25 protein-coding genes are annotated in these 24,349 nt (G+C 37.0%); 7 read left to right on the top strand and 18 right to left on the bottom strand.

Features of this window, described 5'->3' with window-relative positions; translation table 11 throughout:
* The first annotated feature begins 152 nt into the window (after positions 1-152).
* Positions 153-1,532, top strand: a complete 1,380-nt coding sequence (locus MK805_RS11690; protein ID WP_240876060.1) for a UDP-N-acetylmuramoyl-tripeptide--D-alanyl-D-alanine ligase — start codon at positions 153-155, stop codon at positions 1,530-1,532.
* Between the two features lie 157 nt (positions 1,533-1,689).
* Here MK805_RS11690 and MK805_RS11695 read toward each other — a convergent pair whose 3' ends face one another.
* Positions 1,690-2,889, bottom strand: a complete 1,200-nt coding sequence (locus MK805_RS11695) for a cytochrome P450 family protein (protein ID WP_240876061.1) — start codon at positions 2,887-2,889, stop codon at positions 1,690-1,692.
* 119 nt (positions 2,890-3,008) lie between these two features.
* A complete protein-coding gene (locus MK805_RS11700) occupies positions 3,009-4,169 on the bottom strand; it encodes an MFS transporter (protein ID WP_240876062.1) in 1,161 nt (386 codons plus the stop codon).
* A gap of 199 nt (positions 4,170-4,368) precedes the next feature.
* On the opposite strand from MK805_RS11700, the gene MK805_RS11705 reads away from it, so the two are divergent.
* Entirely contained in the window at positions 4,369-5,262 is an 894-nt protein-coding gene (locus tag MK805_RS11705; RefSeq protein WP_240876063.1) for a LysR family transcriptional regulator, read from the top strand.
* A 66-nt stretch (positions 5,263-5,328) separates the two neighbouring features.
* Here MK805_RS11705 and MK805_RS11710 read toward each other — a convergent pair whose 3' ends face one another.
* The 3 genes from MK805_RS11710 to MK805_RS11720 form a co-directional block, all read right to left on the bottom strand.
* Complete coding sequence (locus MK805_RS11710) at positions 5,329-5,775, bottom strand: GNAT family N-acetyltransferase (protein ID WP_240876064.1); 447 nt, start codon at positions 5,773-5,775, stop codon at positions 5,329-5,331.
* A 190-nt stretch (positions 5,776-5,965) separates the two neighbouring features.
* Complete coding sequence (locus MK805_RS11715; RefSeq protein ID WP_240876065.1) at positions 5,966-6,502, bottom strand: NADPH-dependent FMN reductase; 537 nt, start codon at positions 6,500-6,502, stop codon at positions 5,966-5,968.
* 111 nt (positions 6,503-6,613) lie between these two features.
* Complete coding sequence (locus tag MK805_RS11720) at positions 6,614-7,204, bottom strand: YczE/YyaS/YitT family protein (protein WP_240876066.1); 591 nt, start codon at positions 7,202-7,204, stop codon at positions 6,614-6,616.
* Positions 7,205-7,350: 146 nt separating this feature from the next.
* On the opposite strand from MK805_RS11720, the gene ytaF reads away from it, so the two are divergent.
* Positions 7,351-7,959 carry a sporulation membrane protein YtaF gene (gene ytaF / locus MK805_RS11725; RefSeq protein ID WP_240876067.1) on the top strand — a complete coding sequence of 203 codons (609 nt, stop codon included), beginning with the start codon at positions 7,351-7,353 and terminating at the stop codon, positions 7,957-7,959.
* On the opposite strand, the gene MK805_RS11730 is transcribed toward ytaF, so the two are convergent.
* A complete protein-coding gene (locus tag MK805_RS11730; RefSeq protein WP_240876068.1) occupies positions 7,960-8,649 on the bottom strand; it encodes a GH25 family lysozyme in 690 nt (229 codons plus the stop codon). It abuts the gene before it with no gap.
* A 135-nt stretch (positions 8,650-8,784) separates the two neighbouring features.
* Here MK805_RS11730 and MK805_RS11735 point away from each other — a divergent pair, with 135 nt between their 5' ends.
* Positions 8,785-9,288, top strand: coding sequence for a DUF4309 domain-containing protein (locus tag MK805_RS11735; RefSeq protein WP_240876069.1), 504 nt, complete (start codon positions 8,785-8,787; stop codon positions 9,286-9,288).
* Between the two features lie 203 nt (positions 9,289-9,491).
* On the opposite strand, the gene MK805_RS11740 is transcribed toward MK805_RS11735, so the two are convergent.
* On the bottom strand, positions 9,492-11,189 hold the full coding sequence (locus MK805_RS11740; protein ID WP_240876070.1) for an ABC transporter ATP-binding protein: 1,698 nt from the start codon (positions 11,187-11,189) through the stop codon (positions 9,492-9,494).
* Between the two features lie 389 nt (positions 11,190-11,578).
* On the opposite strand from MK805_RS11740, the gene MK805_RS11745 reads away from it, so the two are divergent.
* Entirely contained in the window at positions 11,579-12,616 is a 1,038-nt protein-coding gene (locus MK805_RS11745) for an acyltransferase (protein WP_240876071.1), read from the top strand.
* 53 nt (positions 12,617-12,669) lie between these two features.
* Here the strand turns inward: MK805_RS11745 and MK805_RS11750 are convergent, their stop codons facing one another.
* From MK805_RS11750 to MK805_RS11775, 6 genes are all read right to left on the bottom strand, one after another.
* Positions 12,670-13,053 (bottom strand): MerR family transcriptional regulator, encoded by a 384-nt coding sequence (locus tag MK805_RS11750; protein ID WP_240876072.1) that lies wholly within the window; start codon positions 13,051-13,053, stop codon positions 12,670-12,672.
* Between the two features lie 9 nt (positions 13,054-13,062).
* Positions 13,063-13,803, bottom strand: coding sequence for an SDR family oxidoreductase (locus tag MK805_RS11755; RefSeq protein ID WP_240876118.1), 741 nt, complete (start codon positions 13,801-13,803; stop codon positions 13,063-13,065).
* A gap of 106 nt (positions 13,804-13,909) precedes the next feature.
* Positions 13,910-14,404, bottom strand: coding sequence for a DUF4309 domain-containing protein (locus MK805_RS11760; RefSeq protein ID WP_240876073.1), 495 nt, complete (start codon positions 14,402-14,404; stop codon positions 13,910-13,912).
* 182 nt (positions 14,405-14,586) lie between these two features.
* On the bottom strand, positions 14,587-14,925 hold the full coding sequence (locus MK805_RS11765; protein ID WP_240876074.1) for a hypothetical protein: 339 nt from the start codon (positions 14,923-14,925) through the stop codon (positions 14,587-14,589).
* A gap of 456 nt (positions 14,926-15,381) precedes the next feature.
* A complete protein-coding gene (locus MK805_RS11770; RefSeq protein WP_240876075.1) occupies positions 15,382-15,543 on the bottom strand; it encodes a hypothetical protein in 162 nt (53 codons plus the stop codon).
* A 282-nt stretch (positions 15,544-15,825) separates the two neighbouring features.
* Positions 15,826-16,437 carry a histidine phosphatase family protein gene (locus MK805_RS11775; protein WP_240876076.1) on the bottom strand — a complete coding sequence of 204 codons (612 nt, stop codon included), beginning with the start codon at positions 16,435-16,437 and terminating at the stop codon, positions 15,826-15,828.
* 284 nt (positions 16,438-16,721) lie between these two features.
* On the opposite strand from MK805_RS11775, the gene MK805_RS11780 reads away from it, so the two are divergent.
* The gene (locus MK805_RS11780; protein WP_240876077.1) at positions 16,722-17,384 is read left to right on the top strand and encodes a hypothetical protein; all 663 of its coding nucleotides are present in this window, start codon (positions 16,722-16,724) and stop codon (positions 17,382-17,384) included.
* A 41-nt stretch (positions 17,385-17,425) separates the two neighbouring features.
* Here MK805_RS11780 and MK805_RS11785 read toward each other — a convergent pair whose 3' ends face one another.
* A complete protein-coding gene (locus MK805_RS11785; RefSeq protein WP_240876078.1) occupies positions 17,426-18,121 on the bottom strand; it encodes a DnaD domain-containing protein in 696 nt (231 codons plus the stop codon).
* Positions 18,122-18,149: 28 nt separating this feature from the next.
* Positions 18,150-19,439, bottom strand: a complete 1,290-nt coding sequence (gene asnS, locus MK805_RS11790) for an asparagine--tRNA ligase (protein WP_240876079.1) — start codon at positions 19,437-19,439, stop codon at positions 18,150-18,152.
* 134 nt (positions 19,440-19,573) lie between these two features.
* Here asnS and MK805_RS11795 point away from each other — a divergent pair, with 134 nt between their 5' ends.
* Entirely contained in the window at positions 19,574-20,734 is a 1,161-nt protein-coding gene (locus MK805_RS11795; protein ID WP_240876080.1) for a CapA family protein, read from the top strand.
* Positions 20,735-20,758: 24 nt separating this feature from the next.
* On the opposite strand, the gene MK805_RS11800 is transcribed toward MK805_RS11795, so the two are convergent.
* From MK805_RS11800 to MK805_RS11810, 3 genes are all read right to left on the bottom strand, one after another.
* Positions 20,759-21,658 carry a cation diffusion facilitator family transporter gene (locus tag MK805_RS11800; RefSeq protein ID WP_240876081.1) on the bottom strand — a complete coding sequence of 300 codons (900 nt, stop codon included), beginning with the start codon at positions 21,656-21,658 and terminating at the stop codon, positions 20,759-20,761.
* A gap of 89 nt (positions 21,659-21,747) precedes the next feature.
* The gene (locus MK805_RS11805; protein WP_240876082.1) at positions 21,748-23,847 is read right to left on the bottom strand and encodes a heavy metal translocating P-type ATPase; all 2,100 of its coding nucleotides are present in this window, start codon (positions 23,845-23,847) and stop codon (positions 21,748-21,750) included.
* The gene (locus MK805_RS11810; RefSeq protein ID WP_240876083.1) at positions 23,840-24,205 is read right to left on the bottom strand and encodes an ArsR/SmtB family transcription factor; all 366 of its coding nucleotides are present in this window, start codon (positions 24,203-24,205) and stop codon (positions 23,840-23,842) included. Before MK805_RS11810 ends, MK805_RS11805 begins: the two co-directional genes overlap by 8 nt.
* Between the last annotated feature and the right edge of the window lie 144 nt (positions 24,206-24,349).

Below are 24,349 nucleotides of genomic sequence, written 5' to 3' on the forward strand. Positions count from 1 at the left end.
CATCATACATCGTTTCCTATCTTAACATCTGTAACCTCTAAATACCATGATCCATTGTTAAACTTTCTCAACAATTTGGGTACACACCCATCTCCTCTATCCGCCTGATCGAATAATATAGCGCAGAAGAGAGAAATATGGGAGGGAGAAAGGTGAGGGCAACTACTCTCGGAAAAGCTGTAAACATCATGAAAGGAAAATTATTATCTGGCAAACCTAACTTACCTATTCACGAAATAAACTTTGCCAGATTTCGCTCATTGAAATCCCATCAAATCTATATCTGCACCAAACACAGTAAGTGGGAAAAACAACTAGCAGCAATTCAAAAAGTACGTCCAGTTGCTGTAGTTATTCCTAATCATTTAAGTGCAAAAGGTATTCCTGCAAGTGTAGCTATTATACGAGTAAAGGACCCCTATGCAGCCTATTGGAAAATGGCTTTGTGGAACTGGAAACAATTTCATCCAAAAGTAATTGGTATCACTGGAAGTGCTGGAAAATCAACGACTACCGCTATGGTAGCATCTATATTACGTCAACACTTTCGTATGGTACACACAGAGGGTAATTTGAATACATTTTCATTTTTACCAAACTATTTAATCCGCCTAAATGACCAGCACAACTTACTTTTACTTGAAATTGGGATGAAAAGTTTAAATAATATTCGGCGGCAGTGTAATATTGTGAAACCACACATAGGAGTTGTCACCAATGTGGGTGAGGCTCATGCTGGTAGTCTAGGTGGGCTCAATCGTGTGGTAAAAGCAAAGCAAGAGTTAGTGGAAGGTGTGCGTTCTGGCGGAGTTTTATATATCAATGCAGATGATGAACGTTCCAAACGTCTTGATCTTAAACGATCGAAAGCAAAAATACGAACATTCGGTCTTGGTGATAATGCTTATATCCGAGGCGAAAACATTAAATACACTGGAAAAGGGATACACTTTGATGTGATCGTCCAATCCAAAAAAGCAAATATCTTTATCCCTACTTATGGAAAACATAATGTTTATAATGCGTTAGCTGCAATTGGTATTGCTACTAGTATGGGGATATCTTTATCAAATATCCAACGTGGATTGGCACGTTTTCGAACACCAAAGATGAGGTTACAAGTACTATCTACAAAAACAGGTCGTACACTTATCAATGATGCTTGGAACGCAAATCCAACTGCTATGAAAGCTGGATTAAATGTATTGAAACAAATTGCATATAAACGACCAAAAATTGCTGTACTCGGTGACATGCTGGAGCTCGGAAGCATTTCTGACAAATCTCATGCTTCCATTGGTCAATATGCCGCAAAATTAAATATTGATCAATTAATTACAGTCGGAAGATTGGGAAGAAAAATTGCATTGAGTGCTATCCGTAATGGCATGAATTCAAATAAAGTATTCTCATACTATCGTCACGCACCACTGATTGCACATATAAAAAATAAAGTTCCTTCAAATGCAGTAGTATATTTCAAAGCCTCGAGAAAGTTACATTTAGAAAAGGTCGTTCAATCATTGCGTTAAAAAAATAACCCAACCATAGTTGGGTTATTTTTGCCTCTCACTATGATATCTCCACCCTGACTGACTGTGTGATTATACAAACCTCCAAAACCAGAAAGCAGGACAAAATCTCCTTCTTCAAGTTTTCCCTTGCATTTGATCCTCTGCTAGAGTCTCTTTAATAACGAACTGGTAATCCTACTAATCCTCTTAATAAAAATCCTGGACGATAAGAAAGTTGTTCATCAGTGATTGTCATTGATAAGTTTGGCATGCGGTTTACCAATACTCTAAGAGCGATTTCTCCCTCCAACCGGGCTAACGGTGCACCAAGACAATAATGAATACCGTGTCCAAAAGCCATATGTTTGACAGGTTTTCGATGAATATTAAAAACATCTCCATCTGGTACCAATTCTTCATCTCGGTTTATAGAAGCTAATACGATAAAGATCGTATCTCCTTGGCGGATCTGTTGTCCTTCAAGTCCTATATCTTCTTTTGCCCATCGGGCAGTAGCTACCTCAATCGGACTATAGAAGCGAAGTACTTCTTCCAAAGCTGAAGGAATCAAATTATTATCTTGTTTTAATTCCTCCCATTGTTCTCGATGCTGCATCAAAGCGAGTATACTATTCCCGATTAGATTAACGGTCGTCTCATGACCTGCTAAAATGAGTAAAACGATCATGCCGAATAACTGATCTTCTGATAATTTTTCTCCTTCTTCTCTTGCTTGAATCCATGCTGATATAAGATCTTCTTCAGGTTTAGCTGTTTTGAGTGCTACTAATTTTTTAAGATAAGAAAAGAATAGTTTATAATAAGGTTCTCCAGCTTTCATAGCTACTGGATCATTGATAGCCTCTATGATGATATTGGACCATTTTTGAAAATCTCGCATATCCTTACTCGGAATCCCCAACATTTGGGCTATAACAAGAAATGGTAAAGGGAATGCAAAATCTTTAATCAAACAAAATTCTTTTCCTTGTTTTTCTATGTCATCTATTAGTTTATTGGTGAGCTCTTCAATCATTTGTTCTTGTCTGTTGATAGCTTTTGGAGTAAAAGTAGGTTGAACAAATCTACGCAATTGAGTATGATCCGGTAAATCCGTGTTCAATAAATGGCTCATAAAAAATTCTCGATAGTCATCAGGGAAAAATCGATAATGATTTTTTTCTGGAAAGACATGCGGATCTTTAATGAATTGAGGATTATTCATTATCTCTTGTGCATGTTTATATTTGGTTACTAACCAACCTCGAAACCCACCTGGTAGTGTAATTGGATAAATCGGTTGTTCTTTTCTCATTCTGGCATAAGATTGATGGGATTTCACTTTGAAATCTGCTGAAAAAATATTAATACTCATTCTATTCCCCCTATTTTTACTCTTGGCCCTATTAAAATTATAACGAAACCAATAAATTTGCGCATTTCTAATAGAAAAAGAGCATCTTGCTATTTCTAGCTGATGCTCTTTTTCTTATCTTATTGCGATACTACTCTTGATCGGGAAAAAAACAGGTATATTCCTATTACAAAAGCCAATCCAACAGCAAGGGCACTAAACCAAGGATTATAAGAGACTGTGCCAGATGCGTTTACTAACAAACCTCCTGCTCCCGCACCTGTGGCTAGTCCTAATTGTGCCATAGAGGTACTTGCACTTAGTGCAAGTTCTGAGGACTGTGGAGCTTGCTGGATAAAATACGTTTGCAAAGAAGGAATTGTGATATTGGAAACACTAACCCACAATGCTGCTAAAAATAAAGTTGCATATACATAATCCGTAAAGAAAGGTAAAGTGATTAAGAAAACTGCATGAAATAAGACACTGTAGACAATAGTTACCGATGTTCCCCATCTATCTGAACCATATCCACCAAATCGAGTTCCTATGATAGAAAAGATCCCAAAAATCAACATACTCAAACTAATCGTATTCATATCAAGATGAAGATTTTCTTGTAAAAAAGGGGTTAAATACGTATAGCTTGCACCATAACCAGTAATCAAAAAGAAGAAAATAAGTAACCCATTAAAAATCTTTCCATTTTTCAAGATAGACAGTTGTTGTCGAATGGAAACAGGTTCTTCTCCTTCTAAGGTAGGTATCAATTTTGCCAGAGGAATCATAATAAAGAAACTAAAAACTGCCAACAGGATAAAGATCGACTTCCAACCAAGCCATCCTGTTAGTGCTACACCTGCTGGTACACCTAGTACTAAAGCTGTTCCAAATCCAAGAGAAACAGTGCTTATCGCGTTTCCAATTTTGTCTGCTGAGACCAGTTTACTAGCCACACTCATTGCTACCACAATGAATACACCTGCACTTGCTCCCAGAATCACCCTCGCTGTCAACAAAACAAAGTACGGAAAAGGAAAACTAGATATCAGGTTACCCACTAAAAAGAAACCCAGTGAACCTAGCAATACTTTTTTTCTCTCTAAGCGTGAAGTAATCGTGACGATTATGGGTGTACCTATCGCAAAAGCAAGTGAGAATGCTGTTACCAACTGACCTGCTAATGCAACAGTTATATGAAGATCCTTTGCGATAATATTTACAATTCCAGCTACAATCATCTCTGAAGTACCTGTTAAAAATGTTCCAATTGCCAATAAATAAATAGATAAATTTTTCATTCTAACCATCCTCCAATTTTGCCAATATTCCAAATAATCTTGTTCGATTTGACCTAAGTTGTACCATACTTCATCAATGTATCTCGCTCTTTGTATACAACTTCTTGATTGCTTATATGGTACAATGAAAAAAGAATAATTTAAAATATATATTTATATATAAATTCATTCCATGTGATATATGAATGAGGTGAACACCATGGAATTGCTGCAACTTCAATATTTTCGCAAAGTTGCACAACTTGGTCATCTTACACGTGCAGCAGAAGAACTTCGTATTGCTCAACCTGCCTTAAGCAAAACAATCGCTAGATTAGAAAATGATTTAGGAGTCCCTCTATTTGATCGAAAAAAACGTCAAATTCGCCTAAATGAATATGGACAAATCTTTTTAAAACAAGTGGAAATTGCTTTAGGGGCACTTGAAGAAGGAAAACAGCAAATAGCAGATCAAGCCAACCTAATTCAAGGACGAGTGATATTGGCTTCTACCGATCACCAATGTGATGCAGAATTAGTCCGATCTTTTTTAACCATGTTTCCCGATAATAAACTATTAATTAAACAAACCTACTCTGAAATACAAAACCAAACATTTTTGCGAAATGGAGACATCGATTTTTACATCACATCTCTACCAATAGATAACAATGATTTAGATAGTTACCCTTTTGTTACGGAAGAAATATTTTTGGGCGTCCCCAAATCTCACAAACTTGCAAATCGCTCTAGTATTCGTCTCATCGAATTTGCAGAAGAAGACTTTATTAGCTTACCTACCAGAAATCACTTCCGACAAATCACGGACCATTATTGCAACGAAGCCGGATTTACCCCTCAATCTGTTTGTGAAGTAGAAGAATTATCCGCAGTTAGTAGCTTTGTACAAAAAGAAATAGGAGTTGCTTTCTTAACACAAGCTGTTACCCATCCTGAAATCGTCTTATTACCTATTGAAGAGCCTGTATGTAAACGCACCTTCCAAATCGTCTGGATGAAAAATCGATATTTATCCAAATCCGCACTTAAATTTCAAGAATTTCTGATTTATTACTATCAAAAGCAAGAAAAAGAAACAAACCAAACTCCCTAATGGAGTTTGGCTTGTTTCTTAAATTATGTTTTTATTCTATTTGTTTTATTTCGTAAATAAAGTCCTTTAATTATTTGCGATTCCTCTAAGATATCGGGATAAAAATTCGTCGCGTAAAATAGACATCACAATCATAGAAGCATAGCCGTTTTCATAGCGCAATGATTCACGTAATAAGCCTTCTTGGACAAACCCTTCTGAAACATACAACCGATACGCTTCATGATTAAAATCTTTTACTTCTAACCATAGGCGATGAGTATGTTCATGTTCAAATATCCATTTTTGGATTGCTCGAAGTGCTTCTCTTCCATATCCTTGTCCTTTTTCTTTCATTACAAATCTAGAAAATTCTAATGAACCGTCTGTATTATGAAGATTTAATATCATAACATATCCAATTGGAGTGTTTTCCTTCTCAATAATAATATGAGTGTGGTCAGGATTGGATATAATATTTTTATGTTGCTCGATATCCCAACACCCCACATTTGGAGTATTCGATTGTTCCAACTCGATAATGAATGGGATGTCTTTTTCTTCACCTACTCGATAAGTTAGTAAGGCAGAGGCTATAGTTAACAGGATTAGACTCCTCCTAGTCTGTTTTTATAACATTATACCATATATTTAATATATAAAATTATCTGAAAAACGAACAAAGAGAAGGATCGTATTTATCATACTGATCCTTCTCTTTGTTCTAGGAACGGAGTGTTTTTAATGCACCGCTCCAAGCGACTACTTGATCCAACATAAGGGTGATATTGGTCAAATGAAGTTCTGCTGGTTTAAAGACGCTGAAATTTTCAAAGTCAGTAAATAGCGATAAAGTTGGGTGTGTTTTTACATCTGCAACGAATAATTCGCCTAGTATCCCCCTTAAGTGCTCTGCTGCACGGGCACCTCCAGTTGATCCATAACTAACAATCCCAGCTGCCTTGTTATTCCATTCTTCACGGGCTAAATCCAATGCATTTTTTAATGCGCCAGTAATGCTGTGATTGTATTCAGGAGTCACAAACACAAATCCATCCAAACTATCCAATTTTTGAGTCCATGCTTTTGTCTGCTCTTCTCCTCTAGGTTCACCAAAAAAGGGTAGTTTATAATCTGCAATATCTACAATTTCATAACTTGCATCTCCACGTTTATCCGCGATTTCTTTCACCCAGTTCCCGACTTGTGGACTTACTCTACCTGGTCTTGTACTCCCTAATATGATACCAATCTTCAACATTATTCCTGCCCCCTCACAAAAAATATAAGCATTATTATTATACTATTTTCAGAGATTATAGTTTGTAATTTTTTTAATAAAACGCGAGTACCTTGTTCATCTGCTGCATATTCACCCTGCACGGTTATTGCTTACTTTTTTCCATCCGGTCATAAAAAATTGAATAAGCGGACCAAAGAGAAGCGTAAATATAACCGTTCCAAATCCAATTGATCCATGTAATGCCAGGGCAAATACTAGGGCAAAGAGTTCGCCGATCGTCTTAGCAGACATAAGGGAAACTTGAAATCGATGAGACAAAGCTAACATCAACTGATCAATAGGTGTTGGTGAAACGTTAGATAATAAGTATAGAGATGCCCCCATTGCAGCTATAAATAAACCGATCCAAAACATTGTCATTTGTGAAAGAAGACTATAGGGTGTTATTTCTAGCAAGCCTAACCACCAGTCGATAAATAAACCTACAATTGCGATAGTAACAAAAGAAGAATAGGTCGGCTTTCGTCTCCATAACCAAGCATTGAACCAAATAAGAAAAAATCCAATTATAATGATCCAAAAACCTATAGATAATCCTGTATTTTTAGACAAGCCAATATAAAATGCTTCCCATGCACCCGTACCCAAATGAGAGCGAATAATCAGAGCTAGTCCAAACGTTTTGATCAATAAACCAAAAATAAATTGTACCAACAGCATAGCTCATCCATCCATTTTTACTTGATGACACATTATATGAAAGACAAGCATAACGAAGAACAAACTGTACCATATTTTGCCTTTCAACATTTATTAACCACTGCATATCCTGTTACAAATGTCCAGAAACCCAGGAGGTGTTGGATATGGAATGGTTAACTATAATGTTGATCGGAGTTGCTGCAAATTTAGATAACCTCGGAGTCGGTGTTGCTTATGGCGTGCAATCTACTAAGATTCCCATAAAATCTAATATCATCATCGCCATGATCGGGGCGATGATTACTTATTTTTCAGTAACAGTCGGAAGTTTGATTGGTGCTTATATTGATCCGAATTTAGCGCATATAGGAGGTGGAATAATCCTTTTTGCATTAGGAGCATGGACAATATGGAATGACTGGCAACGGATCATGAAATCCAATAAAAAAACAGAACAAGGAAACTATCTTCAGCAAATCTTAGATAATCCAGAAAGAGCAGATACCGATAATAACAAAGTCATCTCCTCAACAGAATCTTTCCTATTAGGCTTAGCTCTTTCTTTAAATTGCTTTGGGGTTGGAATTGGTGGTGGAATTACTGGTGTATCTCCTACGTGGTCTGGATTAGTAGTAGGATGTATGTCTTTTTGTACGATGATGATCGGAGTTCGTATGGGATTTAGCTTATCCTATTCTTGGCTTAACAAATTTGCTAGCTCTATTGCAGGAATATTGCTTCTTGGTATGGGATTGTGGGAGATTTTTATGTAGTCACTTTAATTGTTGTAACTCTGTAAGTTTACAACTGTATACATTTATATCTACAAAATTTGTGATGCCATCTACACGCCCTCGATTGTGATATTGCCACAGTATCCATTTACTCTTATCTATCGAGGGATACTTCCATATATCTCGAATCCATATGTGATAATCCTTAAAGTAATGCTCTATATATGTATGGTAGGTTGCATATGTTACATAAATAATAGGTTTTTTATGATACGTTTTTTCCAATTCTTTAAGCATTGTCTGCAAGTTATCTCTTACTTTCTTTTTATCATGATAGAGAGTTATCTCTACATCAATCACTGGAGGCAAGCTGTTGGACTGGGCAGGTACAATATGCTTGAAATGAGTTGCTTGCTCCATTCCACTGCTCTGCATGGAAAAGAAATGATAGGCACCAGTTAGAAATTTTTGCTTTTTGGCTTCTCTCCAGTTATAAACAAATCGATCGTCTACATAATCTTTGCCTTCTGTTGCTTTTAGGAAAATAAAATCATATTTTCCCTCCTTTTTAACTTCTTTCCAATCAATCTTCCCTTGATGATGAGATACATCCAGTCCTTTCACTTCATAACCCACTGTAAAAATAGAGTTGTGCCAGATGAAACCATAGTACTCACAAATTCCTAATCCTATGATGAATACGGCAAGGATACTGAGATTACGAAACATTTTCTTCCTCCAAAAATATATTTGGTATAAAAAAGAGGAAAATTACTCTTCGATTTTTACCCTTTTTCTATTTTTTCCCCTCATTATAATTAGCATTGTATCAAGCCTATTCACTTTTTTGGAGGTTTTCATATCATGAACAAATCAATTAAAACCATTATTGCCACTACTTTTACAGTAGGAACTCTATTAGCTGGCATATCTCAAATCAGCTATGCCTATGCCTCTCCCATCACATCCACTCAACACCAAAATACACAACAACAGAATCATCAAAAATTAATTAAACAAACAAAGCAATTAGCTGCTGAAGGAAAAGTTATCAATAGCGAATCCTTTGGACTTGGCTCTACTCGTAACGCAATCGTAAAAAAATGGGGTAAACCTGAAGATTCTGATGCAAACACATTGTTTTATGAAAAAAGGAAAATACTGTTTGAACTAAAAGCAAATAAAGTAACCTCCGTTGATAGTCTGGATAAAAGATTTCAGAGTATCAACGAAAAAGAAGTGAGACAAGCACTAGGAAAACCAAATAAAGTGAAACATTATGAAGATGGAACGGAAGTCTATTACAAAGCTGGAAAACATACACTTCGTTTTGTATTTGGCACAAATGTTGATGTTATTGTTGACTAATTCACCTAAAAAGCGATTCAAATTGAATCGCTTTTTCATTTGTGTTAAATGCGTCGCCCCCACTGAGTACATCCAGCGGGGGCGGAAACAGGTTACGGCGATCCGAACAGTGTTCTAATCAAGCCGGTTTACCTGTTCACTTATTCTATTGTGAAATGGAAGGAAACTGGCGACCAAATGGACTTTGATCGAGCCATTTCACCTCATTTGTCAATCTTCTCGCCACAGCGACAGCACAACTGTCCCTGTTGCTTCGTCCAAAGTTCATGGTAAAGGCCATGGAGGCTCATGAGTTCTTGGTGTGAACCAGATTCCACGATTTCACCTTTATCCATCACGACAATCCGATCAGCTCCACGAATAGTGGAAAGTCGGTGCGCGATAAAGATACTGGTTGTGCCTTCCAACCTTTTACGCATGCGACGAAGCAATTCTTCTTCCGTATTTGCATCAAGAGCAGAGGTGATTTCATCAAAAACGTTCACCTCGGCACGACGCAGGAGGACTCGTGCGATTCCAAGCCTCTGTTTTTGACCACCTGAAAGGGTATCTACACGCTTCTCATACATTTCGTCAGACAATTCCAACGAAGCATGAAAAGCTGCTTCTCTGAGTTCCTGATCGGTTGCATTGGGTTTTCCTAGCCTTCTTAGATTCTCAGCAATAGGCTCACCGAGAAAGTTTGGGTCCTGAAAACAGAATGCAACCTTCTTTCGGACACTCTCCAAGGGGTAGTCCTTGATAGATCGGCCATTGATGAGAACCTGGCCGGAATCAGGTTCCAGCGTACGTCCCAGTAGACTGGTCAGGGTCGTTTTTCCACAACCACTCGGACCAACAAGGCCAATCGTCTCTCCCTGCCGAATCTTCAGAGACACATTGCGGAGTACAGGCTCATCACTACCCGGATAAGTTACCGTAACATTCCGATATTCCAGCTCCTCAATTTCATCCAGATTAACCGGTTCTGGATGAACTGGAATCTGCTCCAGTGAGAGCACATCATCACAGCGATCCAACTCAGCAGTCATTTCCAGTACAGTTAGGTATTGGCCAACAAACCAATTGACGCTCACCTGAAACGTACCAACATAACTCATGAACTGCAAAGCCTGACCTATGGTGAGTGTGTGGTAAAATACAACTCCCACCGCAAGAATGACTGCTGTTACCGCTACGTCTGTCAGAGATTTGTAGAGCTCAATTCCCAAGATCCTCACTCGAGAAACTTCGAGGTTTTTTTGCATAGAGGCTCGAGCCGAGATCTCAAAATTTTCCTTTTCTTGCTCACCCGCTCCGTTGACCTGAATGTCACGAAACGCATGAATATAATCGTTCGTTTGTGCATCGATCTTGTCTTCCAGTTCAAACATTTCTTGGTTTAGCTTTGTATACTTCTTCAACTTACGCTTTACCAAGAAAATGAATAGAACACCGATCAAGCAGCAACCGGTCATCAGTGGACTGATCCAGAGCATAGCCACAAAAGCAAATGACATCCGGCACATCTGCTGAATCAAGTCTGGAATGACAGAAGAGACCATACTTGAGACGGGGCTCGTCCATCTTTTCAAACCGGATGTCATTTCAGAAAGCTTATGCTTGTGAAACAGACGAGGAGGAGCAACCCGGTTTAGTTTGCCCATTAGGGAACTCAGTAGTCCTAGGTTGACATGGGACTTCAGCAGGAATTGTAGAACATGTTCTGATTCAGTGATAAAGAAGTCAATCACTGCAAACAGAATAATCCCCGTGATAGCAACATAGAGGACGGTCCCCCTTCGTTGCATGACCCCATTATCGATGAGAATTTTCATCAAAAGGGGATGCACAATGGAGATCAATGCCGTTGAGAGGACGCAGAAGAGAAGAAACACTGTGAATTTCTTTTTCTCCCACATAAGCCTCCATGCTCGTCGCATGAGCGTACTTTGGTAGATCTTTCTCAAGTTTTTCACTTGAACTCCAAACTCGAAGTTGGGAACTTCTTTCTATCATTATACTATCAATTTACCAGTAATCTCTTTTTTATTTTCATTTCTAACTCATACACACGATGCCTTTTCTTTCTGTTTTAAAAATATATTCACATTCCAAATCAAAATTAAATCACCTTCTATTTCCTTCCTTGTCCTCCTATTTTCAGACTTAATCATAATGAAATGATTTTACAACTCCATTTGTCTATTTATTCATAATATGTTAGGTTCGTAACTAACTCATTCGATCATACAAAAGAAGTTTTGCTTCCTTTTGTTAGAAGTGAATATTGTAAAAAGGTGTGTGTCTGTTGCAGAAAAGTAATTACCTCTATGAGATTCATATGATCAGGGCTATCTCTTGCCTTATGATCCTAGTCATCCATGTGACAGGTTCCTATTACTACATTCACGATCAACATCATGTTTGGTACACTTCCTTTTTCAATCAGATCAGTCGCTATGGAATTAACTTATTTATCATGATTAGTGGTTTTCTATTGTTCTACCACAAAAAACAAAAAGGCTTCGATGCGAAACATTATTGGAAATCGAGAACGAGTAAAGTAATTATTCCTTTTGTTGCCTTTACCATTTTTTATCAAATTATCACTGCTCTCTATAACGGACATAGTAATTTCACCTTTTCTTTTGATTATTTTTACTCCATGGTTTATCTTGGAGATGGATTCTATCATCTATGGTTTTTCTCATTAGTGTTGCAATTTTATTTGTTATTCCCCCTCTTACAGAGATGGTCAAATAGCAAAAAACAATGGAACATCATGCTAGTTGGTTCGCTCTTTGTTCAACTTATTTTCTTAAAAATAGTGCCTCTCTATTTTCATTGGGACAAAGTATATCTCTTTAATTGGATCTATTATTTTATTCTAGGAGGATACCTCGCACAGTATTGGATACCAATACGAGACTGGATACAATCTCATCCCAAAACAAATCTTGTACTTGCTTCCCTTGTGATGGCAGATGGACTTTGGACGTTTTACCGCATACATACGATTGTAGAACATCGGATAGAAAATATGATTAGTGTCCCTATTCTTTTTGTTGTATTAATCGGGGTATATCCAAAAGTCAAGCAATGGAAAACCGTAGATAAAACGTTAACTTTTATCGGAGAATATTCTATGGGAATCTATGTGATGCATCCTCTTTATATCTATTACGCAACGTATATGCCAAAGTTCTTTTGGAACCCAACATCTATTTTCTTTACGTTTCTCTTTTATCTATTAGTGAGCATCCTTTCCTTGAAACTGTTTGAAAGAGTACCCTATTATCAATACGTTATTCCGATTCCTAAAGTAAAAAACGAAATAAAAGCTTAACCCACAGGATCAAGTCTTAACAAAATAGAAAAAAAACGAGTATAAGCGTCATCTTATACTCGTTTTTCTTTTTTACTACTTTCTAATATTGATTTATAGAATTCTACTTTCCCATCCAACATTTGAATGTAAGATAGTAACTGATCGACTTGTGATTGGACATTTTCCTTTTGTCTAAGTAATATAGTAATTCTATCCTCAATTGTCTGTTCTCCCATCATAAGAAGTGAGACAAATTTCTTAATTTCTTTTACTGGCATGCCAGTTTCTTTCAAACAACAAATAAATTTAAGGACTTCCACATCTTCAGGTTCATAAATACGGTTTCCACTCTCATTTCGTTTCACATGGGGCATAATACCTTCTTTTTCATAATATCGCAAGGTATGGATGGACAGCCCTGTGTTTTCTGCGATTTGACCAATGGTTAAACCCATCTGCTCACCTCATAGTTCCTGCCTTGTTGGTCTGATGATCATTTCATTTACCGCGACATCTTCCGGTTGCGAGATCGCATAAAGTATTCCATTTGCAATGGCATCTGGTGATAATGATATACTCATATTATCATCAATTTCTTTTTTGATCGATTCTGTAGATATTGTATTAGCAAGTTCTGTTCTTACTGCACCTGGACAAATAATGGTAGTGCGAATATTGTTCTTTGCTTCCTCTTGTCTGAGTGCCTCCGTAATTGCTCGTACAGCAAATTTAGTGCCAGAGTAAACAGCCCATGTTTTGTTTACAATGTGACCAGTAACAGACGATACATTAATGATATGACCACTTTTTCGCTCTCTCATATGTGGTAAGACTGCATCTATTCCATAAAGAACGCCTTTCATATTCACATCAATCATCTGATCCCATTCGTCCACTTTTCTTTCGTGTAAGAACGAGAGGGGCATGATTCCTGCATTATTAATCCACACATCAATCTTCCCATATTTTTCAATGGTGTAATATGCTAACTCATTTACTTCCTTATGAGAAGTTATATCTGTTACATAATAATTTACGTCTCCTCCTTGTCCCTGTAATTCAGCTTGCAAAGCTTGTAAACGATCTTTGCGTCTAGCTGCTAACATTACTTTTGCTCCATTTCTAGCTAAAACTTTTGCTGTAGCTTCTCCAATTCCACTCGACGCACCTGTTAAAACGATTACTTTTCCTTGAACCATTGATATACACCTCTTTCTTTTGATGTTTTCAAGTATAGAGCCTAGAGTTAACTCTAGATCAAGCTTTTTTGTAAGAAAAAAAGCCGTCTCTTTAGGAGACAGCTTTGATAACTTATCTAATTTCGTTACATGTTCTATTCTTTTCCACTATCACTTGTTGGAGTGTCTTCACTTCGCCATTTTGAAACTGGAATGTGAGTAAATATTTTCCTAAGTGATAGGACCAGTATGCTTTCCCCATAGCACCCTCTACACAATTTGGTTTTCCCAGTTCTTTCTCGACTTTATCGGAAGTTATGCCTTTATATTCTTTCGCTACCGAATACAGAGTAGTAGACTTATTCTTATCTAAACCAAAGGCTACTTGCCTCGAATGAAGATAATTTAGCATCGCTTGATCTTCTTGATCTGGTTTACCGTATTTTTTCTTAATTTTCCCTTTGTCACTATTGATTCCAAATTCACTGTTAATGATATGTCCATTTTGAGCTGCTTCTTTCGTTTTCTTTAAAACAGAGCTTTGTGCAGCTTGAGCTACTCCAAAGGTGTAAAATGTTAAAACAAAGCTAAGCACTACAAGAATCGCTAGTTTTCCTTGACGTAACATTACTCTGTACCCCTTCCTAATCTTACAATTTACAGATATATTTACTAAACAATACAGTAATTATAACAAATAACAATACACGTACTTATGTTAATAAATAAAATATTCCGTTAATAATATCCGCGGGTGATCTGGGTGGGGTTGATGTCCCACCCAGACCTCTCCTCCGCGTTCGAGTATTGTTACGACACGAACGTAAAGGCGCGTGAACTTGAAGTCTCGCAGAAGATGTCCTCGACTCCAGAGGCGATGAACACCTTGCAGATGAGCCGGACAAGATCCGACTCACTGATCAAGTGACTCCCACCAAACAGGAAGCTTGCCGAGAGTCCTTCACTCTCCAGAAGTGCAGTTGCCTCTGCCTCGGAAAGGATGTAGTTCTCGACCCCGACTTCAGACAGATCGTCGTTGCTCTTCAGCTTCAGGTTCGTACTGTTGAACTGCAACGTGATCTCGTGTCCGTTCCTCAACAGCTCACCGATGAGAAGGGACAGCAGATCACACTGTGTTTCAGCAGGCATTCTGTGTTTTTCTCCTAGTTCTTTCAAGGCACTACTCTTTTTGCGCCTCTCATAACTATAGCAAACTATATTTTTTTATACAATATTCACTTCTTTTGAAACACTTTTATGGTGGTATGATTTATATTATAAATTTAGTTTTTATTGCAAACTTGTTTGGAGTATATCAATTTTGAAATCTCTACTGATAAATTTACTGCGTCTTCTTTCTGAATAGAATATTACACTCTATTTCATCTCCCCTTTAAAGTGACGGCTAGCCTATAGCAATGGCTGATTTTTCTCCATCCATGGATCATCTAGGTCGAAAAAGAGGAAAGGAGCCTTTATTCTAAGAAATAGGCTCCTTTCCTCTCTTTACTTACTGTGAAAGCTTTGCATTTCTATCAGTTTCCATTGATTTATATAACAAAGAAAAAATTTATTCATTTTCAATCTATAATATTATGTATGAAACTACAAAAATAAAATACTACTATAAGTTCGGTAAAATTTTTTCGTTTCCCCTAAATGAAGCATACAGATAACTTGTTCTGAAGGAAAAAACTTAATTTCCGATATTTCTTTATCTAATGGTTTTAATTCAGTTCGATCGCCATGAAAAAGTACATGAAACATAGTAGTCTCCTGTCTTTGGTAACCAATTGACTCTGCTATCTTCTTAAAAAACCGAAAAGAGATTGGCGTAGGAAATTTTTTTGCAATTGTAAAATCAGTGGAACCAATCTCCTCTAATTTGTAGAGCTAAGGTGAGTTCTCGTTCACAAACTCCCCCTTTTGGAAAATCCCAATACCCTTTAATTTCCTTTGGACCATTTATCCTATCCATCAACCTCACTTTATGAACAAGTAATACATCGTTATTTTGGGTAACGATTGCTCCAACTGCTTTTCTTAGTCTTATCCTAAGCGCTCTCCCTCAAAAGATAAATGTACTTCATTTGGAGTAAATTCTAAAATGAAAGAACTAGTGCTATCATAATTAGGACTGTCCCACAATGTTGAAAGATCTGAACCTGAATAGAAATTGAAAAGAGTTTTAATCACACATGTATCGGTTACAAGCAAAATAGTTTCCCCTACATGTCTCTCTACAATAATTTGAACAAACGGGATCACTCTCTCTTGCACATCTATAAAAGTTTCCCCTTTACTTTCTTTCGCTTCATATTCATTTGGTTTTTTCCAAAATAAATGATATTCATCTGGGTAATTTAGTTGTATATCACTTAAGGTTCGACCTTCCCAATCACCAAATGACATTTCCATTAAATCCGTTGTTCGTTTTAACTTGATTTTACGATTATGTAATATATAAGAAGCAGTATCACAAGCCCGTTTACTCTCACTCGAATAAATAGCATGAAAGTGAATATGTTCCAGACGTTGTGCCAGTGTTTTGGCTTGCTCTATCCCAACAGAAGTGAGTAGTGAATCTTTCCTTCCTTGCATTCGTTGTTCGATATCCCATTCTGTTTCTCCTGACCTTACAAAAAACAATGTGGTATTCAAAGCAAAATCGTACCTCCTTGATTCATATTCATACCTATTTTACAATTTGACAGAATAATATTAAATAACAAATAGTTATAGAATGATAAACAACTTTCGGCATAACTACATTTGGGAACATTTGCAGCAATTTTTTAAAAAAGGGGAAAATCCTATTTATTACATTTATACCTTAAAATTACCTGTTCGAACGAACTATTTTCTATTATCATGGTTAAATACTTTCCATTATTTTTTTCCACAGAAAACGAAAAAGCAATAAATAGTCATCAAAGGAGAGAAGCATGGAGGAAATAGGAAAAGGGCTAAAAGCTCTCGTACGAGGTATCGTATTTGTGATTTATTTTCCATTTTATTTGATTTATAAAATCTTGGAATGGATATGGATTTACCTTATATCTGTACCTAGTCAATGGCTATGGGCGAACATACTGGAACCAGTTCTTACATTCCTTATAAAATATATCATTGGCTATCCTTTATACTATGTAATTTGGTTACCAATGAATTGGTTGTGGAAGTATGTGATCTCTCCCGTTGCCATGTTTATATGGCGATATTTATTTGTTTGGCTTTGGAAACACATTTTATATCCGATCTTATATTACCTCATCATATTTCCAGTTGCGTGGCTTTGGAAACATGGAATATACACCCTACTACGCTGGATATGGTATGAAATTATCGTAGTAGTGGCCCGTTGGACAGGCATAGCAATTTCTTGGATTTTTCGAATGATTGGTCAAGCATTGTACTATGCACTTTGGATACCACTGAAATGGATTACAGTAAACTTAGTATGGATTCCTCTAAAATGGATAAGTCTGAACCTAATATGGATACCATCCCGTTGGATATACCATCATATCATTGCCCCTCCATTTCGTTGGTGGCATTACCATGTATGGAAACCTACAGCTAAATGGTTTGGCGATATTTTTGAATAACTCTTAAAACCCTCCATAAACTTTTTATGGAGGGTTAACTGTTAACCTTCTAACCAATTGTAAAAAGTAAACTCAGAAGTGGAACGTTTTGGTTTTGCTGGAACTTCTGGTTGTCTAAAACGTTTTGAAAACTCAATAGCTTGTTCCACTGTATGAATTTGGTGCCTTTCCCATTCTATTAGGATTCGATCCATATAGCGAATGGACAATTTATCACAGTAAACTGCTTCCCTGAGAGCTGCTTCTATCAAATCCTCAGGATAAAAATCTTCATCCAGCCATTTAATGATATACTCACATTCATTTGGAGAAAGAGGTCTGCCAAATTCCTGCTCTATTAAATGAAATAAGGATTGATAATGTTCATTTGAATCTACTTGTACTATCTCTTCATCCTCTTCTTCAAGCATAGAAACAAGTCTTTTGTATATCAAGGAAAGATCATATCCTTTTTCTCCCTTTGAACCGATCCCAACCCAACCATCTTTCGATAATTTAGCCACCATATCTGCTATTTCTTGTATGGTGAGATTCATTCGTTGTGAAAGCTCTTGAAATGTTGGTGCTGCAATTTTTTCTTTTTCTTGAAAAATAAGGAGCTGAGTTAACAGCAGAACCTCTGTCTCTCGTAAACCAAGGCGTTTATATTGAGTAAACAAAGCAACTGGTAACGTTATTGTACCCTTTTGGAGAAGCTGTACCAAAGTGGTACGCATCTTATCGTTGTTTCCCTTCATTTGCAAACCCCTTGTCGATAAAATCAATCTATGGATACATACGATTGAGCATACGTGGGAAAGGAATGGTTTCTCTTACATGTTCCAATCCACAAATCCAAGCTACCGTTCTCTCTAATCCCAATCCAAAGCCGGAATGTGGAACAGATCCGTATTTTCTTAGATCCAAATACCATGCATAATCTTGTGCAGAAAGATCATGTTCTTTAAAACGCTTTTCCAAAAGTTCAGGGTCATCGATTCGTTGACTGCCGCCAATTATCTCTCCATAACCTTCTGGTGCAATCATATCTGCGCATAATACTACTTCTGGTCGATTTGGGTTCGGCTTCATATAAAATGCTTTTATATTCGTTGGATATTCTGTAATAAAAACAGGACGATCAAACTGCTCCGCCAATAATGTTTCGTGTGGAGCACCAAAATCATCTCCCCAAGTGAATTCTACACCAGCTTTTTGTAGCCTCTCGACTGCTTCATCATACGTAATGCGAGGGAAAGGAGCTTTGATATTCTCCAATTTACTGATATCTCTTCCTAGTACCTTTAATTCTAGCTTGCAATTTGCTAGCACAGATTGCACAACATGCGTCACCAGCTTCTCTTGCACTTCCAAGTTACCCTCATGATCCACAAAAGCCATTTCGGGCTCAATCATCCAAAACTCAATCAGATGTCGGCGTGTTTTGGATTTTTCTGCACGGAAAGTAGGACCAAAAGAGTAGACTCTTCCCAACGCCATGGCAGCAGCTTCCATATATAACTGACCACTTTGGGTAAGATAAGCATCTTCATCAAAATATTTTGTATGGAACAAATTGGTAGTACCTTCACAAGAAGAAGGCGTTAATACAGGAGGATCAACTAGGCTAAATCCATCTGAATCTAGAAAAGACTGAATCGATCGTATGATCTCTGCGCGTATTTTTAAAATTGCTCGCTGTCTTTCTGAACGAATCCATAGATGACGATGATCTAACAAAAAATCAACACCATGCTCTTTTTTGGCGATTGGATATTCTTCTGCAATATGTATAACCTCAATATTTGTAACATCTAATTCAAAACCTGATGGTGCACGATCGTCTTTTCTCACTTTTCCCCAAACGTATAGGGAACTCTCTTGAGTTAAGCTCTTTGCCTCATCCCAGATTGAAGCATCAACTTGATTTTTCACCAAAACACCTTGGACTGTACCTGAACCGTCTCTTAATTGTAAAAATTGAATTTTCCCACTGGAGCGGCGATTATACATCCAAACTCCCATTTTTACTTCTTCATCTATATGCTTATGTAGATTTGCAATAGTTGTTAACATCCAACAATCCTCCATCCGATTCATTACATTAAGCCTAATTATACTATTTTCACAAACAGACAACAACGGGACAAATTTTTAATTCCTTTTTCTGATACAATATCGTATAACAGTAATAGCAATATTTTTGGAGTGTGATTCTGCTGAAACGATCCATCGTAGTTGTATCCATACTGGCCTTATTTCTCCTTTTATCTGCATGTAAATTGGTGCGTATCCATAACACTGGCGAGCAAAAACAAAAGATGCCAGCACCACCTCCACCTGCTAAAATAACAATCGCAGCAATTGGAGATGTGATCATGAATGACTCACAAATTCAATCTGGAAAAACAGCCAATAGCAATGACTTCCGTAAGTTTTTTAAAGCAGTACAACCATACTTATCTTCTCCCGATTTGACGATTGCTAATTTTGGGATGACTTTAGCTGGAGAAAGTAAAAGGTATAGTAGGTCTTCAAGTTTTAATGCACCTGATCAAACCTTAGATGCTTTAAAATATACTGGAGTAGATATTCTCACTACTGCGAACAATCATGCAAATGATACAGGTGAAAAAGGTATCATACGCACTTACTCTACCATTAAAAAGAATGGATTTCTGATAACAGGAACAGCACCATCAGAACAAGATCATAAAGGTGTTATAGTTGAAAAAAACGGAATAAAATTAGGATTTCTCTCTTATACAGAACGCACAAATAGTTCTGTTCCTAAGGGAAAATCTTATCTCGTGAACCTAATTGATCCTGCTAAAATTACTAAGGATATCAAACAGCTAAAACAACAAGGTGCAGAATATGTAATTGTTTCTTTGCATTGGGGAACAGAACTTCAACGAAATCCAAATGAAAAACAAAAAAAGACAGCTTTAAAAGTGCTTCAAGCTGGAGCAGATGTAATACTTGGAAGCCGTCCCCATGTTCCGCAACAGATAGAGAAAATGATGGTAAATGGCCAAGAAAAACTAGTTGTATATTCCATGGGGAATTTTATTTCTAATCAGTCTAATTCATATACGGACGAAGGTGTTATTGTCTATTTAGATATCATGAAAGATGCGAAAACAGGAAAAATAAAACTCACAAACGCTTCTTTTCTACCTACCTTAGTCAATAAATACAAAAAGGGTGGAAAAACAGAATATATGGTTGTACCTTTACCTACCAAAACCGCAGGAAACTTAAAAGCATACCCGGGGCTGACCAAGAAGAAATGGGAGAAATCTTGGAATGACGTAAAGTCTAAAATCACCAAGAAGGATAACTTTCCTATACTAGCACCAAAGCCATAAAAAGAACTGTATTTGAAGTTCTTTTTATGGCTTATTATCTGGAAACCAAGGATTCAAATGAATTAAAACTTCTTCCACGTCTGGATTTTCTTTGATGATCGATTCTTTGATTCTCCTACTTACATCATGACCTTCTTTCACAGTCAATTGATTTGGTACACTCACTCGTATATCCACAATAATATAATGTCCATGATCTCTGGCACGAATTCGATCGATTCGTTTTACTTCAGGGATTGCCTCGACGATATGGTGAAATTGGGATAACTCTTTCATAGGTACATTTTGTTCCATTAAAATACCAATTGATTCTTTTGCCATTCCATATGCTAACTTCAAAACAAAATAAGAAACAATAATACCTGCAATCGGATCACCAAATTTCAAAAATTGTATAGAAAAGGCATCTCCTAACAATCCAGCTCCAATACCTACTATCGCTGCAAGTGATGCATAAACATCTGCTAAATGGTCTTTTGCAGTAGCGATTAAGCTCTTACTATTCGACGATTTTCCTAATTGAATACAGTATAGATACAAACTTTGTTTCCAGACAAAGGAAACAAAGGCAGCAACTAAAGCAATCAAACTAGCTTTAACAGCTGGTTCAAATAATGCAACAATAGAATGATATACCATATAAAAAGCAGCTACAGCAAGTATAATTGCCACAATAAAAGAAGCGATAACTTCAGCTTTACCATGTCCATAGGGATGATCTTCATCAGCAGGCTTTTTGGAAACCATAGAAGAAGTCAAAGTAGCGACTGTTGCAATTACATCACCAGCATTGTGAAGAGCATCCGCTATAAGAACTTGGCTCCTTGTATACAGACCAACGATAAATTTAACAATTGTTAGCAATACATTACTAATCAAACTTACCCAAATCGCAAATATACTTGATTTCCATGCCAGTTTCATTGATTAAACCTCTTTCATTTTCATCTCTTTCAGCAAAAATGCTTCCTAAAAAGTAGAGGTTATATTCTAGAAGTTAGTTAGGAAACCAACTATTTACTGCGTAAGAGACGAAGTGCATTGAAGGTCACCAGAACAGTTGCACCCATATCAGCAAACACTGCTAACCATAGAGTTAGCATCCCTGGTATAATGAGAAGCAATGCAAGTAATTTTAAACCTAATGCCACTGTAATATTTTGTCCAATTATCCGCTTCGTAAATCGGCTTAAACGAATAGCAAAGGGCAACTTTTCTAAATCATCTGCCATTAAAACCATATCTGCCGTTTCTAGAGCAGTATCTGAACCAGCTCCACCCATTGCAATTCCTACATGAGATACTGCTAATGCTGGAGCATCATTTACTCCATCTCCCACCATAGCTACAGATATACCTGTATCTCGCAAACTTTTGAGATAGTGTTGTTTGCCTTCCGGCATTAAATCTGATTTAACTTCCTTTATTCCCAAATGATGTGCAATTCCTTTGGCAGTTTGCTCGTTATCCCCAGTAAGCATAACAATATGTTCGACCCCTACTCGATTTAACTCTTGAATCACCTGTTTGCTTTTCTCTCTGGGTTGATCTGCAATAGCAAATCCACCCAATATTTCCTTTTCTGTACCTAATAACACCACCGTTTTCCCCTTTTGTTGATAAGAAGTAATTTTTGAGGTGACTTCTGGTGTCAACTTATTCTCAAACCAAGAAGGACTTCCTAAGAAATGACGTATCCCATAAAGGATTCCCTCAACCCCTTTTCCCGTATGGGATTGAAAAGATTCAACATTTTCTTGTGGAATGATAAGACGTTCATTCGCATAACGGGTGATAGCAGCAGCGAGAGGATGTGTAGAACCGCTTTCTAAAGTCATGGCAATTTCAAGAAGTGATCTTTCATTCTTATCAGTAAACGATAGAAAGTCCGTAACCTCTGGCTTTCCTTGAGTCAATGTACCAGTTTTATCAAAAGCTACCGTTTGAATGGCACTTAATTCTTCTAAATAAACTCCCCCTTTAATAAGCACGCCATTTCTAGCCGCATTTCCAATCGATGTAACGATGGCAACAGGTGTGGAAATTACCAATGCACAGGGACAACCTACTACTAGTACTGTTAATCCTCGATAAATCCAAGTAAGCCAATTCCCTTGAAAGAAAGGAGGAACAACTGCTAATAAGATAGCCAGAATAAGGATTGCTGGTGTGTAATACTTTGCAAATTGATCAATAAACGCCTGTGACGGTGCACGATTTGCTTGTGCTTCTTCTACTAACTGTATAATTTTTGATAAAGTAGTATCCGTTGCTTTTTTGCTCACTTCTACTTCTAGATATCCATCTTCATTTAACGTTCCTGCGAATACTTCATCACCTAATTGTTTGACTACTGGAATAGACTCACCCGTTATCGCAGATTGATTAACAGATGAAACTCCTTTGATAACTCTACCATCCATTGCTATTTTTTGGCCTGCTTTAATAATACAAATATCTCCTACTTCTACATCGTAAATAGGGACACACTTTTCTTCTCCATCTTTTCTAATCCATGCTTCTTTTGGCGACAAATCAACCAGGGATCGAATAGATTTTCTTGCTCGATCAATAGAAAAACGTTCTAGGGTTTCACTTATTGCAAATAAAATAACAACAGTAGCACCTTCGCTCCATTCTCCTATCGCGAAAGCACCCAAAATAGCTATAGTCATTAAAGTGGTCATATCAAATCGCAACTGAATGAGATTTTTTATGCCTTCAACAAAAAGCGTACTTCCACCAATGAGTGTAGCTAAGATATAAAATAAGATGCCAAATTGGCTGTGCTCTCCATCTATCATGTGGGTAATAAATCCACTGAGTAGGAAAACCGTAGATAGAAGAAGCTGTTGGTATTGTCTTTGTTTATACCATGCTTTTTTTTCAAATTGTTCATGTTTAGGAACCAATTGTAAATGGTCAAAGGATCCTGCTTTTTCTAAGTCTTGAATCGTTGCAATCCCGCATACGGTTAAGGTAGCAGCTCCAAAGTTAACTTTTGCATTTGAAACGCTTGAAATATGGTTGACATTATCTTCAAACTTTTTCGCACAAGAAGAACAACTCAGCCCTTCGATTCGATATACCGCTACATGCTCATCTCTACTCATTACATCTTCCCTCTTTTCGATGGATAAAAGCTATTTCCACCAATTGTTTCACATGCTCATCATCCAATGAATAATACACCATTTTTCCTAACTTGCGATGTTTTGCCAAACCTTTTTTACGAAGAAACCGTAAATGATGGGAAGCCGTAGCAACAGAAGTCCCTATTGCATTTGCAATTTCACAAACACATAACTCCTCTTCTAAAAGCAGTGCATAAGCAATTTTTAACCTATTTTCATCTGCCAATGCTCTATACAATTCGGTTATACCTACAAAGTCCTCCTGCTTTAGCCTTTCAGAAATCGTGTTTACTTTTTCACTTTCTTCACAAGGTGTAGAACAAACATCGTTATCCAATAAAATAGCACTCCTTCATTCAAAAATTCGTTTGAATATCATTGTAATCTCCTTCTTTATATATGGTCAAACGAACTTTTGAATAAATTATGAGTTATCGTTTATTTTTGTTCCTTCACTGGGTACGATATAATTAACCCATAT

The organism is Shimazuella soli (assembly GCF_022511585.1).
Lineage (GTDB): Bacteria > Bacillota > Bacilli > Thermoactinomycetales > Thermoactinomycetaceae > Shimazuella > Shimazuella soli.

Coding starts and splice junctions, on each gene's coding strand:
- MK805_RS11695 (WP_240876061.1), bottom strand. CDS start 2,889: ATGAGTATTAATATTTTTTCAGCAGATTTCAAAGTGAAATCCCATCAA.
- MK805_RS11700 (WP_240876062.1), bottom strand. CDS start 4,169: ATGAAAAATTTATCTATTTATTTATTGGCAATTGGAACATTTTTAACA.
- MK805_RS11705 (WP_240876063.1), top strand. CDS start 4,369: ATGGAATTGCTGCAACTTCAATATTTTCGCAAAGTTGCACAACTTGGT.
- MK805_RS11715 (WP_240876065.1), bottom strand. CDS start 6,502: ATGTTGAAGATTGGTATCATATTAGGGAGTACAAGACCAGGTAGAGTA.
- MK805_RS11720 (WP_240876066.1), bottom strand. CDS start 7,204: ATGCTGTTGGTACAATTTATTTTTGGTTTATTGATCAAAACGTTTGGA.
- ytaF (WP_240876067.1), top strand. CDS start 7,351: ATGGAATGGTTAACTATAATGTTGATCGGAGTTGCTGCAAATTTAGAT.
- MK805_RS11730 (WP_240876068.1), bottom strand. CDS start 8,649: ATGTTTCGTAATCTCAGTATCCTTGCCGTATTCATCATAGGATTAGGA.
- MK805_RS11735 (WP_240876069.1), top strand. CDS start 8,785: ATGAACAAATCAATTAAAACCATTATTGCCACTACTTTTACAGTAGGA.
- MK805_RS11740 (WP_240876070.1), bottom strand. CDS start 11,189: ATGTGGGAGAAAAAGAAATTCACAGTGTTTCTTCTCTTCTGCGTCCTC.
- MK805_RS11750 (WP_240876072.1), bottom strand. CDS start 13,053: ATGGGTTTAACCATTGGTCAAATCGCAGAAAACACAGGGCTGTCCATC.
- MK805_RS11760 (WP_240876073.1), bottom strand. CDS start 14,404: ATGTTACGTCAAGGAAAACTAGCGATTCTTGTAGTGCTTAGCTTTGTT.
- MK805_RS11765 (WP_240876074.1), bottom strand. CDS start 14,925: ATGCCTGCTGAAACACAGTGTGATCTGCTGTCCCTTCTCATCGGTGAG.
- MK805_RS11770 (WP_240876075.1), bottom strand. CDS start 15,543: ATGTTTCATGTACTTTTTCATGGCGATCGAACTGAATTAAAACCATTA.
- MK805_RS11780 (WP_240876077.1), top strand. CDS start 16,722: ATGGAGGAAATAGGAAAAGGGCTAAAAGCTCTCGTACGAGGTATCGTA.
- MK805_RS11785 (WP_240876078.1), bottom strand. CDS start 18,121: ATGAAGGGAAACAACGATAAGATGCGTACCACTTTGGTACAGCTTCTC.
- asnS (WP_240876079.1), bottom strand. CDS start 19,439: ATGTTAACAACTATTGCAAATCTACATAAGCATATAGATGAAGAAGTA.
- MK805_RS11800 (WP_240876081.1), bottom strand. CDS start 21,658: ATGAAACTGGCATGGAAATCAAGTATATTTGCGATTTGGGTAAGTTTG.
- MK805_RS11805 (WP_240876082.1), bottom strand. CDS start 23,847: ATGAGTAGAGATGAGCATGTAGCGGTATATCGAATCGAAGGGCTGAGT.